Raw genomic sequence first — 20,064 nt, 5'->3', positions numbered from 1 at the left:
ATGGCTCTACACTTCATCATCCATACGCCAGCCACCGTAGTAATACCCGTACCCAGCATGTCCGTCCCTCCAGCCGTTCTGTCTTTCTACTTGATCTTCTTTCTCTTCAGAATCCGCAGCCTGCAGCACCCCTTGGGCCACGCCACCGGCCACCACGGCCGCACCACCGACCACCTTCCCCGCTCCACGAGCAAGTCGTCGCCACCCATCCTGGGTGGTGGCGGTATGGGCGGTAGATTTGGCCGCATCGGCGGTGGAGTCACGCAGCACGCGCAACGATTCCGCGGTGCTCGCCCGGGTGTGCCATCCATCGGACCAGCCGTCCTGCTGGCCCTGACGGTGAGCCTGCTTGCCAGCTGCGACGGCTCGGGCCAGGAGTGATTTCATCACCATGGATTTCCCTCCCTGGGTACATCAGTCCTCTAGCATAGACCCTGTGCGGGAACGTCTCTACCTGGGTCAATTGAGCGATGCCAAGTGTTCGATGGTCTCGGGGTACCTCTGCACGAGCCGAATCAGGGTCTTGGCCTGAGCATTGGGCTTGGCGCGCCCTTGCTCCCAGTTCTCCAGTGTCCTGGGGTTGGTACGCAGGTACATGGCGAACACCGGGCGAGACATATGCAGCTTCTCGCGTAGCGCGATGAGCTCACCGGCCGTGATATCGGGGACTTCCTCCAGTGCTACAGAGTGAGAGCGCAGCGTGCGCTTGCCTTTGCGCTCATCCGCCAGAGCATCAAAGCCCTCGACGAGCTCGTCAAAGATGTTACGGCCCATGGTCATGTCCTCGCGTTGAGCTCCGCATCCAGCAGCTGTTTCAGGGTCTTGCGCTGGGCTGGCGTCAGGTCATCCTGTGAATCCTTGTCGTACAGGGTGAACAGCCAGAACTGGGAGCCACCCAGCCACCAGTAGTAGATGATGCGAACACCGCCCCGTTTGCCCTTCTGCCGCTTGGGGTCGCTGAACCGAACCTTGCGCAGCCCTCCTGTGCCCTGGATGACGTCTCCCGCCGCTGGGTTCCTGAGCAAAAAGTTCTGGAAGGCACGAAACGCAGCATCGTCGAAGTGGCTCGAGCGATGCCGCTCGAAGGCTGGCAGCTCGACAAATGTTGCTTTCATATAAGTGTACGTAGTTTGCGTATATTTTTGCCGCTGCACCTGACTCTGTCAAGGGGTGCACGATGGTCAGCCTAGAGGTATTACATCAGCAAAGGGTGAAAATGCCAAAAGGGCGGAAAGGGGTGTAAGGGAAGGGGTGCTCAAGGGGAAGGGGATTACCCCGAAAAGTCAGCATATTACGAACCCCCAAAGGGGAAAGGGCAAAGGGTTGCTACCGGGGCCCAGGTGCTGCTCGACCGTGTCACTGCCACTTTTGCACACGGCTACCGTGCAGAAAGAAAACTCCACTACTGCTGAAAGGAGCACAGCTAACCTGCTGAACCTGCAGTTTCTTACGCCGCTTTCGGTGCCCCGCCTTCAGCAACGGTTTGTCGCAGTGCAGAATGAGACCTGAATCCGTGATGCCGGCGCCGACACTTTCCCTATCACCGCCAATGTGCATTTTTTGACCACCGACCCCGCCTCGACCGACCAATGCGAGACTGTCATGGCCGGCAATAGCCGCGTCGGCCGGCGCCGACGGCCAGTTTTATTATGCATTTCTCTACCCGTCGGGCACGATAGATTTGGCGATCGCGTGTGGCTCGGAAGTGCCTGTGGATAGCGTGCCTTCGGTCGGCGGTCAACATGGTAGACCTCGCGTGTAACGCAGGCGGGCCCGCAGGGTGGTCAACACCGTCACACGCCCGATGTTCTGCCTGAAGTCGAGGATGATCTGGCGGGCCTTGTGGCACACGAGGCCAACACGATGCACCAGTTCCTGCAGGACGGTGCGCAGCCGGCGCCGCGTGGCCGGGTGGCGCACCGGGCTCAGCTCACCGTTCATGCCCAGTTGTTCCATCAGGCACAGGATATTGTAGGCGAGTTGCGCGAGGATCAGGATCGCCCCGATGACTTGCTATTGCATGCCTTCTTCATGGTCACCAACCTCAGTAAGTTCGACTGGCCGCCGGAGAGGGTCTTGGCTCTCTACCGCAAGCGCGGCAGCGCCGAAGCGCACATGGGTGAAGTGAAGTCGGGCTCGACTTGCACCTCTCATCGACCGATCGCGGCGCCTCCACTATCCAGGACGTGATGACCCGCAACTAGGTGAGCCTGTACGTCTACCAGGTCCTGCATGGGCTGCGGCGCTTGCTAGAGAGCCGGACGCACCAGGGATGGAGCCTGATCCGGATGCGTAAGCAGGTCCTCAAAGTCGCGGCGACGATGTCGCTGTGCGCCCGGCGTATCGCCGTTCATCCCGGCGCCGGCGCTGACAAGTAGTGGTCGACGTTGCTTAAGGAGCTGCCGAAGCTGACCGCACTGAACTGACGCTCCAGCGAGACCACCACAGCACCAGGAATCGAGCGACTACAGCGGTGGCCGGCGCTCACGGTTGTTTTGATAGCGGAGATTGATTCCTAAAAATTATAAAAAAGGTGGTAGAGAAGTAGCATTTGGGAATGAAGCAGTTGGATCTGACGCGGGCGATACTGATCCTGATGACAGATGCCGCTGGTAAGTAGCTTCAGACCGCCCGATCAGAGCCTTCATGAATGAGGCGGGTTCATCAAGATGGTGAAATATCAGGTCGCCGACTCAAATATCAATCAATAGCGTTGTGTTTGCAATTTGAGACCTCCGGGGGTTGCCCAAAAAGGAAAAGTACGGCTAAATAGGCTTAACAATAAAGCTTGCAGGAGGAGTGAGTGGTGAGTATAGACGAAATCGATAATTTGCCTCCTATATTTTTCCCTTCTGATGGAGGGGTTGATGAAAGGCTTTTTTATCCGCTAGCAAAAAATGCTATCGCACTAAAATGCATGGTTGGATACTTTTCAAGTGGATATGTTTCTGAGCTGGCTAGGTCAATATCCATATATCTAAACAGCGACCAAAACAAAAAGATGTCATTTGTTATAAGCCCTAACTTAGATAGGAGAGATGTTGAAGAGATAAAGAGAGCTTACGAGGGCGGGGACGATATGTTTGGGCACTTGTTCCCAATCGAAGAGGTGAACTACAGCGTTTTACAAGACTATGCTGTAAAGTCGCTTGCTTATCTGGTGAATAAGGGGCGTATTGAGCTAAAAGTTGCTTTAAAAAAGAAAGGGATATTTCACACTAAGTGCTGGATTTTTACAACACATCACGGCGAAGTGGCAGTGCATGGGTCAAGTAATGCAACTCAAGGGGGGATGCTTAATAATTTTGAGCAACTTGTAGTGAGTAGGTCATGGAGGAGCGAGGAATCACAATATATATGTCAAGAGTTAAGTGGTAAATTTGACTACCTTTGGCAAGGTGGCGATGAAGAGATTAGAGTGCTGCCTTTAAACAAAGCGACTGTAGATAAGATTAATAGTTATGCTCATGACTTCCAGTTTGATGAGAAGGAAGTTAAAGGAAAACTCGGAGAAATTTTGGGTGTAGCACAGGACTCTGACTGCTTTGATGTAAGCCCTCAACCTTGTACGCTTAAAATCCCCACCTACATGAATTACCAAGAAGGTGACTTCAAGCACCAAGGGGAGGCAGTAAAAGCATGGTTCGCGAATGAATGTGTTGGCATTTTAGCTATTGCTACAGGAGGTGGTAAAACATATACTTCCCTTATAGCTTCGACAAAATTATTGGAAAAAAAGAAGTCTCTTTTAGTGGTCGTTGCCGTTCCTACTAAAACTCTTATTGATCAATGGGAGGGCGATGTTGCTGAGTTTGGGATTTCAGCTATAAATACAAATGGGATGGGGCAAGGAGCAATAGCTAGAAATTTGAAATCAGCGATGAGGAAATTGCGTCTTAGTAGTAGCAAGTGCGAGGTTGTTATAGTTACGCATGATGCACTTTGTAGCAACGCGTTGAAGACTCTTGAAGGATATTCTCAGGAGTCTATGCTGCTTATTGCAGATGAAGTTCATAATTTAGGGGGGCCAAGAACGCAAGAAAATATCCCTACTTATTTTAAATATAAGCTAGGGCTTTCAGCAACCCATGAAAGGCAATTTGACCCTGAAGGTACCGACTTTCTTGTCAATTATTTTGGGGGAAAGGTTTATGAATTTGGCTTGCGTGATGCGATTGGAAAATGTTTGGTTGAATACGATTACTTCGTTTATAATGTTTACCTCAGCCCTGAGGAAGAGGAAGAGTTTCAAGAGCTGACACATGAAATAAAGCGTGTGTCATATGCGGCTTATGATGTTTCTGATACTCCTGCAAAAGAACGTTGGCAGCGGCTATGTCTGAAACGAAGATCTCTTGTTGAGTCGTCAAGCAATAAAATAAAAGCACTTGAAAATACTTTGAATGGCTTATATGACTGTAAGATCAGTAAAGCTTTAATATTCTGCACTGATAAAAAACCTGAGCAGCTTGTTAGTGTCAATAAACTTCTTATCGAGCTGGGAATAATGTTTCACCAGGTGACCGCAGAGGAGACGTCTAAGAAAGCAGTTGTTAAAAATATAATAGAGTCATTTTCTTCTGGGGAATTACAGGCTATAACATCCAAAAGGGTGTTGGATGAGGGCTTTAATTTACCTCAGACGGAACTTGCTTTTATTCTTGCTAGCAATACGGTTAAGAGGCAATGGACACAGCGGCTAGGACGCGTTCTGCGGATGTCCCCCAAAACAGGAAAAAAGAAAGCTGTAATTCACGATTATTTGGTCATTCCTGTTGCATCCGGCGAGGTTGACGAAGACTTGAAGTCTCTTATAGAATCAGAATATAAGCGAGTAGCTTTTTTTACGCAACTAAGCTCGAATAAGTCTGACTCGAATGGAGGAATGAAGGCAATGAATACACTTATGGAGATGTTGGGTGCATTATGAGTATTTCGCACAAGAAGATCAACTCAATGATAGAAAATGTTGTTGAAGATAGCGAGCTATTTACGGAAAAAAAGAATGAGTTTATCGAACTCTGTCAGCGGGTATATTTAATCGAGTCGACCGCTTCATCTTCAACAAGCAATAGGCAGCTTATATCAGATATAAAAGAAGAAATAGAAAGACGCTCGAAAACATTTACCAAGGAGGGGTGAAATGAAACTAATTAGCGCGAGCATTAAGAATTTTAGGCTTCTTAAGGACCTTCGTCTTGATTTTTCAATAGATCCTGAAAAGCCTCTTACTGTGATCAGAGCTGCTAATGAAACAGGAAAAACTACATGCTTGAATGCTTTGATGTGGTGCCTTTATGGCTCGTCATCTCTTCCAAGTAAAGGCCGATACTCTTTATTCCCCACCGATGAAGTTACAAAAGGTAAGGAAAGAATCGAAGTTTCTGTAGAGATCGATTTTGAAGCTGAGCATGCTATTGGAAAGGGTAGAGGGCGGCATGAGTATGTGGTGGCACGTTACAAGCTAAAACGCTCCTGCATAGAATTTTCTCCATCAGACAAGAGGAGTGAACGAGAAAATGAATTGTACAGTATGTGGGAGGTTTCAGATGAGGGGTTGAAGCGTATTGAACAGGCTATGGCAGTTAAAATTATCGAAGATGCTTTGCCTGAGACGCTTAAAGATGTATATTTTACAGATGGCGATAGGGCAATGTCATTTATTGAGGCGGCTGCTTCAAGTAGTGTGAAAAGACAGCGAGTCACCTCTGCTATTGAGTCTCTTCTAGGAATAAATACTCTCAAGAGAACAATATCTCATCTTGATAATGTCACTAATAAGTTCAGCCAAGAGATTGATAATCGAGATTATGCAAAAGAGCTAGAGAATTTGAATGATAGGATCGAAAGTTACAAAGAGGATATTGAATCGTGGACTAGTGAGAGAGAGGATGCCGAAGAGAAAATCGAGGAGTTAAATAAAGAGCTTAAGTCAATCAACACGAAGCTTGATGAAAGTTTAATGCTAGGGGATAAAGATAAGCTTGTTAAGAAGAAAGATCAGGCTATAAAAAATATTGAGAGGATGACTAAAAGTCTGGAGACGAGCCAGGCATCATTGGCTAGGCTAACTTGTTCTGAAGTTACATCAACTGCAATGCTGGCAGATTTTATTGATGATGCAAAAGAGCGTTTAACAGGCCTTAACAAAAATAAGCAGCTTCCTAAGGTCAATGTTCCTATCTTAGAAGAGCTTCTGGATAGAGACGTTTGTTTTTGTGGGAGTGATCTTAGAACTTCTGTTGTAGAAGGTGAAAAACGCAGAAGTGAGATAATAAAAGCTATTGAAAGTAGCCGACAATCAGACAAAGTACAAGAGGCCGCGTCAAGCCTTTTTTATAGAGTAAGAAGTCTAAATACAGATGATGCGGAAGCTAAGTGGGTAGAAAAATATTCAGATGTTTACGGGAGCATGCAAAATATTGCTGCATCTATAAAGAGATCTGAAGAGGATCTTAAAGAAGTTGAAAAAGATATAAAGGGAATCAACGATTCCCACATAGAAAAACTTAAAGAGCAACGAGAACATACAATCAGCGAGCTGCAAAAGTTTAGAGGTGTTGAGTCTTCTCGAAGTAGTCAAATTGAGGAAGTTCACAATCGTTTAAAAGATGCTGATCATGAACGAGAGGTGGTTCGAAAGAGGCTTGGTAAAACAAACACTTCTGCAGTTAAATGGGATCTCGGAAAAGCTTGTAAAGATACCTTTTCCTTAATTATAGATAAGCTTCTTAAGGAAGAACTTGCGAAGGTTAGCCATGAGATGAATAGGATATTCCTATCTATGATTGGTGCCGGTGCTGGGTCTACAGATTTGTCGTTAATTACAAGGGCTGAACTTACTGAAGAATTTGATATTGCTGTGTATGGACATAGCGGTGTAAGATTAAATCCAGATCAAGATTTAAATGGCGCTTCAAGAAGGGCTATTACCCTGTCATTTATACTTGCACTTACAAAAGTGAGCGAGGCTCATGCTCCAAATATAATAGACACCCCATTAGGGATGATGGCAGGTTATGTAAAACAATCGGTTCTATACAATACTGTAAAAGAAGGTTCTCAAGTAATACTCTTCTTGACTCATGATGAGATTCAAGGAGTTGAGTCAATAATTGATAAATACGCTGGCGTTTTTTATACGTTAACAAATCCCGGGCATTATCCAAAAATGCTTAAAAACCCACCTCCTACAGATGAGTCTAAGGTAATGAGATGCGAATGTAATTACTACCAACACTGCGATTTGTGTGAAAGAGTTTCTTTGGAGGTGGCTTGATGTCTGATAATCCATTTTCTTCATATAACGTACTGCTTCCAAAAAAACATGGTGAAGCAATTAGAGGCTATTGCGCGCAGAGTAATAGCCGTGTTTCTCGTGAGCAGGCGCCATTTGATCGGCAGGTTGATTTTTGGTATTGTTCATTTTTAATTGCAATAAAAGAAAAATACCATTTGGAAGAGGCAAAAGATACGTATAATGTAACCCCTGCTTCAATTTTGTCTTCAGATGGTTACAGGATTACTCATATCCAATCGGCTTATTTGTCTATCACCGGTGATCTTGATGGGCTCGCTAATAATAGAAAAGTTTTTGATTTTGCAAATGATTATGCGATAGCTGGAACTCCATATTTACTCCAGATTCTCGGCGAAATGTCGCAAAAACCATTGTGGAATATTCTAGACAAGCTCGAACAGGAACTAGGATGATTTAGATCATATGATAAAATCATGTGCTAATTGAGCTTAATCCGTAGCAAGATCAATATCTCGCTCCGGCAAAATTTTAATAGTTGGTATAAATGCAAAGTCGTGTACCAGCCTTATCCACCGGGCAGTCCTGAAAATGAAGATGGAGGCTGGTATCCTCTTAAGAAATCAGAAAATTCGACCAAGAACCTGATTCCAGAGGACCAGCCATGGGTGAAACCCTAACGACCTGGTCGCCCTGCAACGGGTCGATGAACGTCCAGCTCAGCGGCGACGCGACCACCAGGGCGAATTAGGGGAAGAGCTGTAGACATGAGTGAGCGAAAAACGTTAGAGGCAGAGGTCAAGACAACCGGTCCACCTGTGGCCCTAGGCAAGCGCATAGGTGGTTACCTGTACGTTCATCGCAGTGCCTGTGATGCGCTCGATGAGACCGCCAAGGCAACGCTTTCGGTCGCAGAGGAACTTGCTGGAGAGGTCGACTGGAACGTTGCCAAGCTCAGCCTCGAGGGCAGCAATGTGTCGCTGCTTTTTTATTCGCATTTTTTTGACAGCGCGTTCCCCGAGCTGGCTCGTAGCTATCGTATTGATCTGGCAAACGAGACCATGCGGGTGCTGGACTACCCCGAAGGCAGCAATCGACCCGTGCTGCATCGCAAGGAGCTGTTGCTCAGCGCTGAGCACCCCCGCTATGCGGAGTACGCGCAGCTGACAGCAGCACTTGAGCGCGCCGGACTACTGCATAATAGCCACGCTGTTGGCTACGGCCGACAGTGGCAAGAGCGTCTGACTACTAGCGGCTATTGCGTGGAAGGGCATACGCTAGTGGTCGCCGATTCGGAGGTGGTGCGCGAGCGGTCTGAAGTGCAGCGCCATCGCACGGCGCTGCGCCGCTATTCCCTTTCACGACCGATGCAGGCGTTAGCCCGCCATGGTTACCTTGACGGTCGTCGCGTGGTGTTCGATTACGGGTGCGGCCGAGGCGATGACCTGCGCTTGCTAGAGTTGAACGGCGTGCCATCTAGCGGCTGGGACCCGCACTTTCGGCCTGGCGCCGAGAAGGTTACGGCCCCCATAGTCAATCTCGGTTTCGTGATCAATGTGATCGAACAGCCAGATGAAAGAGTACGCGTACTCGCTGATGCGTTTGCACATGCGCAGGAACTGCTTGTGGTAGGTGTGATGCTACAAGGAACCTCGGCTGTAGAGCATGCTGCGTTTGGTGATGGAGTGCTGACCAGCCGCGGTACTTTTCAGAAGTACTTTTCCCAGGAAGAGTGCAAAACCTTCATTGAGGACGTGCTCAATATCGATCCGGTGCCGGTATCACCCGGAGTTTTTTTTGTGTTCCGAAAGGAGCAGGACGCTCAGGCTTTTCTTGAACACCGAGTAGTCAACCGAGTACACCTACAGCACTTGCGTCAACGCATTCCGGTGTGCAGCCATGAAGAGCGGACGGAAGCGATCTATCGGGAGCATCAGAGCGCGCTTGATCCACTTTGGGAGCTCTATCTCAGTCTCGGCCGGGCACCACATCAGGACGAGGTAAATAACCTTGACGGTTTACTCGAGCACTTTGGCACTCTGCGCCGCGCGCTCTCATTTCTGAAGCGCTACCACGGGGATGAGCTAATTGCCGAGGCGGCGCAATCACGCGCTAGTGACCTAGGCATCTACCTCACGCTTCAGCTATTCCGGCCACGTCAGCTTTTTAGCAAATACTCTTTGGGTACACAGCGCGACATCAAAGCCTTTTTCAGTTCGCTGCGGATGGCGCGTGAGAGTGCCGCGACCTTGCTGTATTCAATCGGCAATCCCGATAACATCCAAGCCGACTGCCGAGCGGCCGCCGAATCCGGTATCGGGTGTCTCGATGATGAGCAGCGCTCCTTGACGTTGTACACGGGCGATGTGGAGCGCCTTTCTGAGCGGCTACGGGTGTATGTTGGCTGTGCGACGCAGCTCTATGGTGACCCGCAAGCTGCGGATCTGATCAAGATCCACTCTGAGACTGGTAAGCTGTCGCTGATGATTTACGATAATTTCGAGAGCAAACCACTCCCGCTCTTGGTGGAACGTGTGAAGCTCAACTTCCGCAGCCAGAACATCGATCTGTTTGAGTATGGTGACGAATACCCTTCGCCGTACCTGTATAACAAGTCTCGCTATGTCGGTGAGGAATTTCCGAACTACGAGGAGCAAAAAGAGTTCGAGCATCAGCTTGCTGAACTTGAACTATTCGATTTATCGGGTCATGGGCCTCGAAGAGAGAAATTTGATGCGGCACTGCGTAATTTACGTCTTGAGGTGCAGGGCTTCGAGCTCGTGGGTGCTACCGATGTACCGTTGCTTGACGAGCCTTGTGGCAAGTATCATTGTTTCCGAGATTTTGTTGAATGCGGTGAGACCCAGGCTAAACATGACATTCCAAACATCCCGAAAGAGCCAGAGAGCTACAATGCACTTGCTCAGCTTGCTCGTGAAGTGATTGACCCGGTTATGGATTATTTCGGTGGGATAAAGCTGACATATGGTTTTTGTAGCAGGGAGCTCGCCCTTAAGGTGTCGGGACGGAACGATCCATCGCGCGATCAGCATGCGGGATATGAGTATAACAGTCGGGGGAACCGGATCTGTAAGCGGCTAGGGGCAGCGGTGGATTTTCTCATCGAAGACGAGGATATGGCAGAGGCTGCGTTATGGATTTATGAGCACTGTGCTTTTGATAGGCTTTATTTTTATGGGCATGATCGACCTCTTCATGTAAGTATTGGTCCGGAAACGAACAAGCTCGTTGTGGAAATGGTGACCGCGTTTAACGGTAGTAAAATCCCTAAAGTAAAAAAAGAGCCGAGTGTTTGGCTGAAGAAGTTATTAAAAGGAGGAATCAGGTAAGTATTGCCCTTACTTACTCCTTCCCCCCCCCCCCCCCCCTTTTTTTTGAAGGTTTTTAAGTTTGGCTTGTTAAAGGTGACAGATTGCGCAACCATCGGCATCGTCTGGCGTTTTCACCTCATACTGACGGGGATCTTTCTCAAGGTCTTCTAAGGTTCGACCTTCGACCCAGGTGAATTGCGCACCGTTAACAGGGTTCTCATACATCTTGGCACGAGCGAAGAGATCGGGGTGGTTACGCTTGAGCGCCTGCCACTCGCCTTTTTGCTGGTAGAAACAAAAGTAACAGCCAGAACGCGAGCGCCAGTTGTAGTACTTAGGAAGGCCGAGCCCTGATTCTTCCAACAGGCGCTGGATGTCTGTCAGTCCCATCTTGTGCTCTTTGAATGGATAGATGGGCAAAATGTTAGGTTTGTCAGAGAGAGTAGGCGGTTTCTTCGACTGTTGTGTATAGCCTTCACGATTCTCGTCGTGGCGAATACCTATGTAACTATATGCGGTATTGGCACCAACATAGTCCTCGAATGGCTGGATCTTAAGCACCCGAGTGCACCAGCGTGAGCGAGGGCTTGGGAGGTAGCCTCCATAAACTTCGAGCCAGAGATCAAAAGGGTTGCGGTTACCTTTTTTCTTTGCGCCGAGCTTGTCAAGTGCATTGAGGCGGACAATCTCCGTACCGAGTACTGCCTCAAGTCGCTCGAGGTATTCGTCTGTTTCCGGTAGTTCGACGCCGGTATCACAAAATACGTATTCGACGGGAAGTTCAGGGTAATGCTCTCGCATAAAGAGCGCGAGTGCTGTTGAGTCTTTTCCACCGGATAGGCTGACGATATGTTTGACGCTAGTATCGTTAGCTTTGGCTAAGGCTTCTTCAAGAGTCGCCATTTTCAGCCTCCTCAGTTTGATCTAGTAGATAGCGTAGCTGTGCTTGGGCATCAGAATGGCCTATCAGCTGTGAAAGATTGCCCATCAAGGTTTCGATGCGATAAGTGTACAGCTTTGCGATGGCGGCACGACCCTCTGCGCTCGGGGGATGATCGGAGTCGAGTGTGAGCGCTTGGGTTTCGATCTGGCCTACCAAGGCTGCGAAGTTGTTACGGAAGCGGACGAGGTCGCTGTCGGTCCAACGCTGCGGTTTTTTCTCAGCAACGATGGCAGCTAGTGCGTCGGCAAAAGCGTAATCATCTGAGAACCGGGCCAGGGGCAGTGCGAGTAGCGCCTTTGCGAGCCCTGAAAGCTGCTTACGAACATACTGCGGTAGGGTTTGGCGCCACCGCTCAAATCGCGCCATTGTGCTGCTGCTTGGTGCGGCATCCGTTATAAGCCGGAGGTTGTCATCGACCGTAGCGAGGACGCTTTCACGATAGCGGTCGACGACGCTAGCCAGTCTACTTGTGGCAGAAGCAGCCCAACGAACTATACCGTCATAGTCCTTGGTATCAACTCCGGCGAGCTGCGGGAAACGGTGGAAGAATAATTGTACTGGACTGACCTCACCGGTCAGCGAATGCTGTAGTCCCCGAACGTCGGCTGGTACCTCAGAGGTGTCCAAGGCGCCGGGGGGGAGCTTTACCCGCCAAGCCTCGACACCGTCATATACCGCACGAATCAAGTCACTTGCGCTAAAGATGTTGGCACCGAAGACTTCGCCAAGATTGATAAGATAACGGCGTGTTTCCGAGTCGAGCATCATGACCCTCAGCGTGAAAGCACTCGGCTGGCGGCAAATGCTCTCGATATGCCTAGGAAGAAGATCCTCGAGATAGTCGCCTTTCTCATCGCTGATAGAGAGCGCAGAGGGGAATGCCTTGAGCGCTGCCGCAAATAAAATTGGCATGACGCCATCGCGCATTCCATAGGGGGGCGCCGCTAGCTCAGAGAAGAAACCAGCAAGATCCTTAGGCTGCTCATCCGGGATAGTTAGAAGATCCTTGAACTTCTGCCAGACTTGGGCAAGCGCCAGGTCTTTAAGATCTGTCGGCTGTTTATAGACGTAGACGTCCTCGCCATCGGTTGATTTTGTATATAAACCAGTATTGGAGAGTACCGTCCGGAATACAGAGGCATCCGCAAACTCACCGACGATGCCGAGTCGTTCCTCACCATGGCGCTCCAGAATCCCCATTATCACTTTACGCCGTGCATTGACGAGTTGTGGCGACGGTTTGTGGCGTACGATCATCTCATTCTTGATGACTGGAGTGCATCTGAAGAGGTTCTCGCAGATATCGGAGAGTGTGGTTAACAGATCTGCGCGATCTGCGATATGAAGCGCTTCACCACCATTAAACCAAAGGGCCTCAAATCCGGGTTGGGTGAGCCGGGTGAGCTGGTTGTGCAGATGGATCTGAGTCTCATCAAGCATCTGCTGCAGTTCTGTGCTGATGAGTGGGTCTTCGGCGAGCAGTGCCTCATCATCCTGCATTCGGGTCAAGCAAATCAGTTCCGCCGCGGCGGCACGGATATCGATCATCTCGCTTGGTACCGCAATGACCGTAAGAGGATCATGATGATTTAATGCCGCCTGGCAAGCTGCATCGTAATCTTTCTCGTTCTGTGGCACGACGTAAAGAACACGACCATCGGCCTGCGAACCGCTTTGTATCGAGCCTTTTTTGCTGCTGATCAGATCTTGCGCAGGGATGTACTCACACTCGAAGTAGCGGCGGATACTGTACTTGTCATTGTAACGCACCGGCCGCCATACAGAAGGGCGAAACTCCTTGTTGAGTAGCGTGAGGATGTCGAAGTCGCCCTCAAGGCGCGCGAGCTCCTCCTCAAGGCGGCTGCGGAGATCGACATCGGTGCCGTGCCAGAGTGAGACTTGATCGCTGCGTCGACGATGCAGTAGTAGCTTACGTTCGATTAGTTGGTCGATAGTGCGCTTAGCTGCAGGGGTATCACCGAGTGCGAACTCTAACAATGCGCGACTGACACGGCTGCGCTCGCCCGAGAGACCGAGCTCGAGGATGCTTGCAGTCTTTAGGGCGCGGGCCTCGAGCTTGTCGTCGACTTTAGAGAGCGCGCTTTCGGTTTCGAGCCACTTACGATATGTACCGCCGACACCAGTATCGGCCTGCATTGCGACTGCGAAGTAGTCATACAAATGTTCGGGTGTGACAGATTGTTCTAAATCCGCTGAGAGAACAAAGCCAAAGAGAGTGCGCTCATGCTGTGCGGCACGGGCGGCAAGGCGCGGCAAGATATGGAGCGCAGCCGGGTGAAGGGGGGACGCGCGTGAAAGCAGATCTGGCAGTTCGCCTTCAAGGTCAGTCAGTAAACCCACTTCTAAGGCCCGGTCAGCGATGTGCTCGTCGGAGTGTGAAAGTGAAAGCTCGCGAGGTTTTTGCGCGTCGACAATCTTGCCGATCAGACGGTACAGTTCGCGGCTATCATCAACGTACTGGATGGGCTCAAAGCGGCCTTCGATCTTGCGCCATTCGCCCAGCATGGATTGGCTGAGGCCTGTTGCGTATTGCAGCAGTCCTTGATGCATGAGGAGGCCGAGCGTGACCGGCAATTTCTGGGTGCGTGCTGCGTACTCGGCCAAAGTCTGGATATCAGCCAGGCGCTGGGGGTGACCACTGCGGATGAGCTGCTCGACATGGCGGCCAAACTCATCCCAGAGGAGGACCACACGATCAATTTGGCATGGCTCGGAGTTTGAGAGTGTGCTTTTGTCCTTGAGATAATCCAAGACCGCAAGTGCCCCGGCGATACCACTGGCCTCCATCTGCTTGAGTGCTTGTGCAAGCTCTTGCATCCCCAAGCGCTGCAGCGAAGCGCACGCAGCATCGCGTATGGCGAGGCCAACATCTTGTATGGCACCTTCGAGCGCAATCACAACACCATGGATATTTCCATGAGCCAGCCGCTTCTGGGCAAAGTCGCCGAGCTGTGGCTCAACCCGTTGCAGACGCTGGCCTACCGCTTCGAGCGTCGTCCAGGCGTGCTTGCGATTTTCCACTAACTGCAGGAGATAGGTGGCGCTGATGGATTTTCCCGAACCGTACGGGGCGATAACGAAAAAGGCGCGACTATCACTATGGCCGCTGACGCCTTTCAGGAAGGCAATGGCCTTGGACGTCGGCTCGTAGTGGCCGATACGCTCAGGTTCACTAGCGTCGAAGACGACGTTGATGGAACGCAGAAATGGGGTTTCTTGTTGCATAGCTATGCTGCGACTACCTGAGCTTGGGTTCGATGGTAATAGGCTTCGAGCCACTCGATGGGAGGGAGTGCGGCAACATGTAGCTTGCGCTCTCCGGCTGAGCTGATCACCCTTACGGTGCCTTCTGAAAGTTCCGCCTCTGCCTGTTCGACGACATCGATAAAGGCATCGAGGCCGAGCTGTAGACAACGGCCAAGGCCACCTTCGATGAAGCATGCCTCCCGCAACGGTAGGCCTCCCTCTTTTAGCGCACCGTTGACGCATAATGCGTAGCCGAGCATTTCCACCGGGATGGTGGCGACGTCTAGCTCGTTACGCCGATACATGTGCGAGTCGCGGAAGTAGGTCAGGAGACCCAGGCGCCGGAACGGGGAGTCGGACGCATCTTCTGGATCAGCGTGTTCATTCGGAACAGGCACAGCGTAGGTGGAGAGCAAGCAGGCGACATCGCGTTGCAGAGTTCTCAGGACCGGCGAGCGCTGTTGTGAAGCATCCAGATGACGCTTGAGGGCCTCTGAACAGGCAATCCGATCGAAGCGTTGAGCGCTGTAACGAGAGAAAAACCAGTGCCAACTCTGGGCCTCATCAGGATTGTTTACGAGATTGATATGTAGTGCGATCCAGGTGCCGATCTGCAGGAAATATCGGTCATGTTTCAAAATCAGCTTGCCAAGGTCAGTAGGCACCAAAACTTTGCTCTTCTTTCCCTTTTGTCCAGGTTGCGTCTTAGCTAGCCCGGTAGCAATGAGCCAATGGCGAATTGATTTAGCCATATTGCGGCCTACCCCTAGAGTATCAGCAACATAGGGGTCGCTGAACGCATCTTCTTTGTCCTCGATCAGAGTTAGGCCCTTATGGAGCCAACCTTCGCGGACGGGAAACGTCTCGTGTCCGCCAAATCTCATGCGAAAATCCTCTTCAGATGCTCGGCTTCGGTAGCGACAATGGTCGCGGCGAGCTCCGCTTCTTGATGTGTATTAGTAACTCCGAACGAGAAGCGAACGCTAGCATATGCCTGCGCCTCACTCAGGCCCATTGCACGCAGCACGTGGGAAGGCTCTGGTCGTCCGGTTGTACAGGCAGAGCTTTGCGAGCAGTAGATGCCTAACGTATCAAGGCGGCCAACTAATGCTTGCCCGTCGATGCCCTCGAAGCAAAGATTCGATGTGTTACAGACTCGCTTATCGCGGTTCCCATTGATGCGCACCCATGAACACCGGTCAAGCACTGTCTTCTCAAAGATGTCACGAAGTTCAGCCATATGAGCCATAGCTTCATGGTGTTGGCTGTAACGCAGCTCTAGTGCACGCTGCAGCCCGGCGATACCGGCTGTATTTTCGGTGCCGGCATGCCAACCGCCTTGTTGCCCACCTCCGACACAAAGAGGGTCGATGAGCGCTGGTTGCCGTGCGTAGAGGGCGCCAACGCCGGCTGGACCATTAAACTTATGGGCAGTCAGACTTAGGAAGTCGGGGTCGAGCTCCTCTATAATATTTGTATCGATTTTTCCTACTGCTTGAGCTGCATCGATATGCAAGAGCGCACCATGCTCGCGCGCTAGAGACGTAATCTCTCGGACCGGTTGAATAATACCGGTTTCATTATTGATCCATTGAATGGAGACAGCCGCATGGCGGTGGGCCATAAGTTGCTGACGCAGTACGCACAAATCTACCTCACCCTCTGCGGTGGCCGTGATGATTTCTGTAGGTGACCCCTCAGCTTGTAGACGCGTTGCACAGTTTAAGATTGATGAATGCTCGATCGCGTTCGTGATGATGCAACTGCCATGACGAGCGAGAGAGCGTAGGGCGAGGTTGTTCGCCTCCGTGCCACTTCCAGTAAAAACGAATTGCTCATCAGGCGTGCCGAGATAGCCTTGTAGCGTCTCGCGTGCGCGCTGCAGGAGACGACGTGCCGGCTCGCCCTGCCGATGTCCGCTCGACGGATTGCCGTAGGCGGTACGGAGAGCCTCGCACACGGCTTCGACCACCTCCGGTAGAGGAGGGGTCGTTGCGTTGTGGTCCAAGTAGATTTGCTGTGCGGGCTTTTTCATAGCTACAAAGGTATACGTTATTTTTCTGCTGGACAAGGTCTTCCACATGCATCCAGCAGTCACTGTGGATGAGCGTACTTACTGATGGTGCTCTTGGTCTGCTCAAGCATTTGATGCGTAAGATGCTGAAATAAAAGCTATTCATGGCCTGGTCCGGTTTTGACATCTGACGGAAGCCCCTCCAAGGCCTTCTGACGTTAGCTCTCGGCTTGTGGTGCCGTCACCGGGTCACCGGGTAAACTCGGGTTATCTTCGTAATGCCTCAGATAGTGCTCCGTCACCTGCCTAGCGGACGCTCGTCCGTTGCTGTGGCTGGCGTAAGGTGGTCGCAGACTGCAGCGACTCTAGGTTGTGTGTATAAGCAGTATAAGTATTTAAGTATCTGATCTATATATAAAATATCGTAGACAGCGCTGCCTAAAGTTGTCGGAAAACGGGTTCTTCCCTCGCCGTAGCAGCAATCCACCTCGTAGGGATCCATCGGTATTACGTTCTCGGCAAACAGTTCATAGATCAGCAGGATGCCGTCACGGCGTCCCTCGGCCAGGGTGGCGATGATCTCCTGCGCATTGTGGCGTTCCCACGCGAGGAACAACTCCCGGTTCACCCCGTGGCCCTCGGACAGCCCGAAGTGGTTATGAAACCTGTCTGGCAGCGGCTGCCAGCGCTCAGGAGCGACGGGCAACAGCTCTTGCACGGTGGGGATCGAGAAGTCGAGCCGCTCCAGCGTGGCCCGTATGTCGTCTTCCGTGACCCACCTCTGCTGCCGGTACTTGAGGAACAGCTCGATGAGCCCATCCGTGATCGCCTGAAGGTTCTTGCAGGGCGGGTCGGCCAGCCAGGCGGACAGATCAGCAGGATCCAGCCTGCCCGTCGGGCTTTCGGTCTCCTTGGCCAGAAGGGACCATACGCCGAAGTCGGGGGACCGGCATAGGAAGAAGTCGTAATCCATGCACAGCTGCCGTATCTACGGATTCTTGCCCATCGCCAGGCTGGGCAGAGCGTTCTGGACACTGTCAGTCAGCAGCATGCACTCGTAGCGGTCACCCTCGGTGCGGATAATACCGGCGCTCAGCATTGCCACCTCCATGGGTCATGATCGGCCCGCCGTGCTGGGACGGCGGGCCGAACAGTCAGTAGCGGTTGACCCACCACGCGGCCATTTCGTTGCGGATAGCCCCTGCGGGCTGAGGGATTCCAGCAGGAACCGGGTCAGGCGCTGCTGATCCGGGGGGGAGCGACGGATCACGCCTGCCGCCTCCTGAAGCTGACGAATCCGAGGCGTCCGCTCCCAGGGCAGGGCGATGTCCTCGCGGCCGACGTGGCCGTAGGCGGCGGTGTCGTAGTAGCTCACCACTTGGAGCGACAGGTCATTCACGATCCCATCCACTGAGAAGTCGAAAGTCCCGCGTACTGCCCACTCCAGGGTCTCGTCCGACACTTTGCCGGTGCCATGGGTATCGACCAGCAGGGAAACCGGGTCTGGTTGCCCGATGACATAGGAGAGCTGCAGCGTGGCCCATCGGGCCAGCCCCGCCGACACGAGGTGCTTGGCGATCCAGCGAGCGGCATAGGCGCCGGAGCGATTCACCTTGGTGGGATCCTTGCCGGAGAAGGCGCCACCGCCGTGTGGGCAGCACCCGCCGTAGGTGTCGACGATAATCTTGCGCCCGGTCAGGCCGGCATCGGCCTGGGGGCCGCCGATCTCGAAGCGCCCGGCGGGATTGATCAGGTAGCGGACCGAGGGGCTGCGCAGTGCCTCGGGGATCACCGGCTCGATCAGCTCGCGGAGTATTGCTAGCTAGCTCCACGATCTCGCTGGACACGGCCGCGTCGTGCTGTGTCGACAGCACCACCGTCTCCACGGCGACCGGGGTGTCGTCCTCATAGCGCACCGTGACCTGCGCCTTGGCGTCCGGCCGCAGCCAGCGGAGGGCGCCACTCTTGCGCAGTTCGCGATGCCGCAGCATCAGCTGGTGGGCGAGGTGAATCGGCAGAGACATCAGAGTCTCGGTCTCGTCGCAGGCGTAGACGACCATCAGGCCCTGGTCACCCACAACAAAGGTTCCGTCGGCGCGTTCCACGGCCTGGCCAATCTGCTGTGACTGGTGATTCACCCTGACCAGAATCTCGCACTCGTCGGGATCGATCCCTGGAAAGGTCTCGCTGTAGCCGGTGTCGAGCAACACGTTACGAACGATCCCCGGAATCTCCTCCCGCACCTGGTCATGGCGCAGTTCGGTAGGAAAGTCGATCTCGCTGGACACCACCACGAGATTGGGCGCGATAAGTGTCTCGCAGACGACACACGCCATTGGCTCGATCTCCAGACAGCGGTCCAGGATGGCATCCGAGAGTCGATCGGCCAGCTTGTCGGGGTGACCGTCGGAACCTACGCGGAGGTGAACAGGTAGCGGCGGGTCATGAGCGGGCCTCCTGCCGCTGGTGGGCCAGGGCTTCCAGCTCGGCGGGCCCGCCCTTCTCCCGGCAGTAGCCGCAGCCGAACTGATCCGAGCTGCTGCTGATCATCAGCCGGTGTGCCTTGCCGGGACAGTCGGCGTACCAGGCAGATGGCGATTGCCCGGCAGGCTTGGGCCGCAGCCCCAGCCGGCGGGCCAGCACCAGGGTCGGGGCCTGGGCCTGCAACTCCGCCTCCTGTCGGTTGCGCTCGATTCCGGCCTCCAGCTCGCCGATAATGCGGCGATGAGCGGCCTCCGTGATCAGTGGGCCCTCGAGGCAACCCTCGGGCCAGACATGGCCTTGGCGGGCGGCAGTGAGGGCGCGGAACAAGATATCGGCCCCCGCGGCGCGGGAACCCTGGCTGCCGGCCCAGGCCACGCGACCTTGCTGGTAGGCGCAGGCCAGCTGTTCGTCCCGCGGCTTGCCGGGGGCGTCGTGGGTCAGGCCGGCGGCCCACAGCTCGTCCTGGCCGTCATGGCGACGGAAGAACAGCGCCTCGAGGATTACGTCAACGGCGCCCAGGTTGACCTCCTGCAGGCAGGCGAACTCGGCGTCGTTCGGCACGCTGACCCGGTTCTCTGGCTGCTTGAACCAGACATCCAACTCGAGGCTGGCAGGATGGAAATCGATGGTAGGCATGTGAACTCCTTCTCCCCCTGGATGGGTCGGCAAGCGCCGACCCGGGGGAAAAGCGAGTCACGGCGCCGCTTTAGCTGCATTTCTATCCCGCCCGCAAGTTGGTGCTTAAATCGGCGGTAGCCTGTGTTGA

General features: G+C 52.6%; 14 protein-coding genes and 3 pseudogenes. 5 read left to right on the top strand and 12 right to left on the bottom strand.

Annotated elements, in window-relative coordinates; translation table 11 throughout:
- Positions 1-6: 6 nt before the first annotated feature.
- The 4 genes and pseudogenes from QLQ86_RS18240 to QLQ86_RS20205 form a co-directional block, all read right to left on the bottom strand.
- Complete coding sequence (locus QLQ86_RS18240; RefSeq protein WP_282817910.1) at positions 7-393, bottom strand: hypothetical protein; 387 nt, start codon at positions 391-393, stop codon at positions 7-9.
- Between the two features lie 66 nt (positions 394-459).
- Positions 460-774: a helix-turn-helix domain-containing protein gene (locus tag QLQ86_RS18235; protein WP_282817909.1), complete on the bottom strand. Its 315-nt coding sequence runs from the start codon at positions 772-774 to the stop codon at positions 460-462.
- A gap of 2 nt (positions 775-776) precedes the next feature.
- Entirely contained in the window at positions 777-1,115 is a 339-nt protein-coding gene (locus QLQ86_RS18230; protein WP_282817908.1) for a toxin, read from the bottom strand.
- Positions 1,116-1,737: 622 nt separating this feature from the next.
- Positions 1,738-1,998, bottom strand: a pseudogene (locus QLQ86_RS20205) (IS1380 family transposase); the annotation flags it as partial.
- On the opposite strand from QLQ86_RS20205, the pseudogene QLQ86_RS18220 reads away from it, so the two are divergent.
- From QLQ86_RS18220 to QLQ86_RS18200, 5 genes and pseudogenes are all read left to right on the top strand, one after another.
- A pseudogene (locus tag QLQ86_RS18220) lies at positions 1,993-2,378 on the top strand (transposase); the annotation flags it as partial. The pseudogenes QLQ86_RS20205 and QLQ86_RS18220 sit on opposite strands and share 6 nt — an antisense overlap.
- A gap of 428 nt (positions 2,379-2,806) precedes the next feature.
- Entirely contained in the window at positions 2,807-4,930 is a 2,124-nt protein-coding gene (locus QLQ86_RS18215; protein ID WP_282817907.1) for a DEAD/DEAH box helicase family protein, read from the top strand.
- Between the two features lie 213 nt (positions 4,931-5,143).
- The gene (locus QLQ86_RS18210; RefSeq protein ID WP_282817906.1) at positions 5,144-7,279 is read left to right on the top strand and encodes an AAA family ATPase; all 2,136 of its coding nucleotides are present in this window, start codon (positions 5,144-5,146) and stop codon (positions 7,277-7,279) included.
- Positions 7,279-7,713 carry a hypothetical protein gene (locus QLQ86_RS18205; protein WP_282817905.1) on the top strand — a complete coding sequence of 145 codons (435 nt, stop codon included), beginning with the start codon at positions 7,279-7,281 and terminating at the stop codon, positions 7,711-7,713. The genes QLQ86_RS18210 and QLQ86_RS18205 overlap by 1 nt, the downstream gene beginning before the upstream one ends.
- Positions 7,714-8,025: 312 nt before the next feature.
- Positions 8,026-10,608, top strand: coding sequence for a DNA phosphorothioation-associated putative methyltransferase (locus QLQ86_RS18200; RefSeq protein WP_282817904.1), 2,583 nt, complete (start codon positions 8,026-8,028; stop codon positions 10,606-10,608).
- A 69-nt stretch (positions 10,609-10,677) separates the two neighbouring features.
- Here QLQ86_RS18200 and QLQ86_RS18195 read toward each other — a convergent pair whose 3' ends face one another.
- The 8 genes and pseudogenes from QLQ86_RS18195 to QLQ86_RS18160 all read right to left on the bottom strand — a co-directional run bounded on the left by QLQ86_RS18195 (position 10,678) and on the right by QLQ86_RS18160 (position 19,934).
- On the bottom strand, positions 10,678-11,493 hold the full coding sequence (locus QLQ86_RS18195; protein WP_282817903.1) for a phosphoadenosine phosphosulfate reductase family protein: 816 nt from the start codon (positions 11,491-11,493) through the stop codon (positions 10,678-10,680).
- Positions 11,480-14,779, bottom strand: coding sequence for a hypothetical protein (locus QLQ86_RS18190; protein WP_282817902.1), 3,300 nt, complete (start codon positions 14,777-14,779; stop codon positions 11,480-11,482). Before QLQ86_RS18190 ends, QLQ86_RS18195 begins: the two co-directional genes overlap by 14 nt.
- Positions 14,780-14,781: 2 nt before the next feature.
- Positions 14,782-15,684 (bottom strand): DUF4007 family protein, encoded by a 903-nt coding sequence (locus tag QLQ86_RS18185; protein ID WP_282817901.1) that lies wholly within the window; start codon positions 15,682-15,684, stop codon positions 14,782-14,784.
- Positions 15,681-16,883 carry a cysteine desulfurase family protein gene (locus QLQ86_RS18180; protein WP_282817900.1) on the bottom strand — a complete coding sequence of 401 codons (1,203 nt, stop codon included), beginning with the start codon at positions 16,881-16,883 and terminating at the stop codon, positions 15,681-15,683. The genes QLQ86_RS18185 and QLQ86_RS18180 overlap by 4 nt, the downstream gene beginning before the upstream one ends.
- A 229-nt stretch (positions 16,884-17,112) precedes the next feature.
- On the bottom strand, positions 17,113-17,787 hold the full coding sequence (locus QLQ86_RS18175) for a hypothetical protein (protein WP_282817899.1): 675 nt from the start codon (positions 17,785-17,787) through the stop codon (positions 17,113-17,115).
- 141 nt (positions 17,788-17,928) lie between these two features.
- Positions 17,929-18,606 carry a methionine adenosyltransferase domain-containing protein gene (locus QLQ86_RS18170; RefSeq protein ID WP_282817898.1) on the bottom strand — a complete coding sequence of 226 codons (678 nt, stop codon included), beginning with the start codon at positions 18,604-18,606 and terminating at the stop codon, positions 17,929-17,931.
- A gap of 100 nt (positions 18,607-18,706) precedes the next feature.
- Positions 18,707-19,165 (bottom strand): annotated as a pseudogene (locus QLQ86_RS18165) (S-adenosylmethionine synthetase N-terminal domain-containing protein); the annotation flags it as partial.
- Between the two features lie 91 nt (positions 19,166-19,256).
- Positions 19,257-19,934 carry a hypothetical protein gene (locus QLQ86_RS18160; protein WP_282817897.1) on the bottom strand — a complete coding sequence of 226 codons (678 nt, stop codon included), beginning with the start codon at positions 19,932-19,934 and terminating at the stop codon, positions 19,257-19,259.
- Positions 19,935-20,064: the final 130 nt, after the last annotated feature.

The organism is Halomonas rhizosphaerae (genome assembly GCF_030012485.1).
Lineage (GTDB): Bacteria > Pseudomonadota > Gammaproteobacteria > Pseudomonadales > Halomonadaceae > Halomonas > Halomonas rhizosphaerae.
Note: the sequence above shows the minus strand (reverse complement) of the source record. Positions and strands in the feature narration are given on the sequence as shown.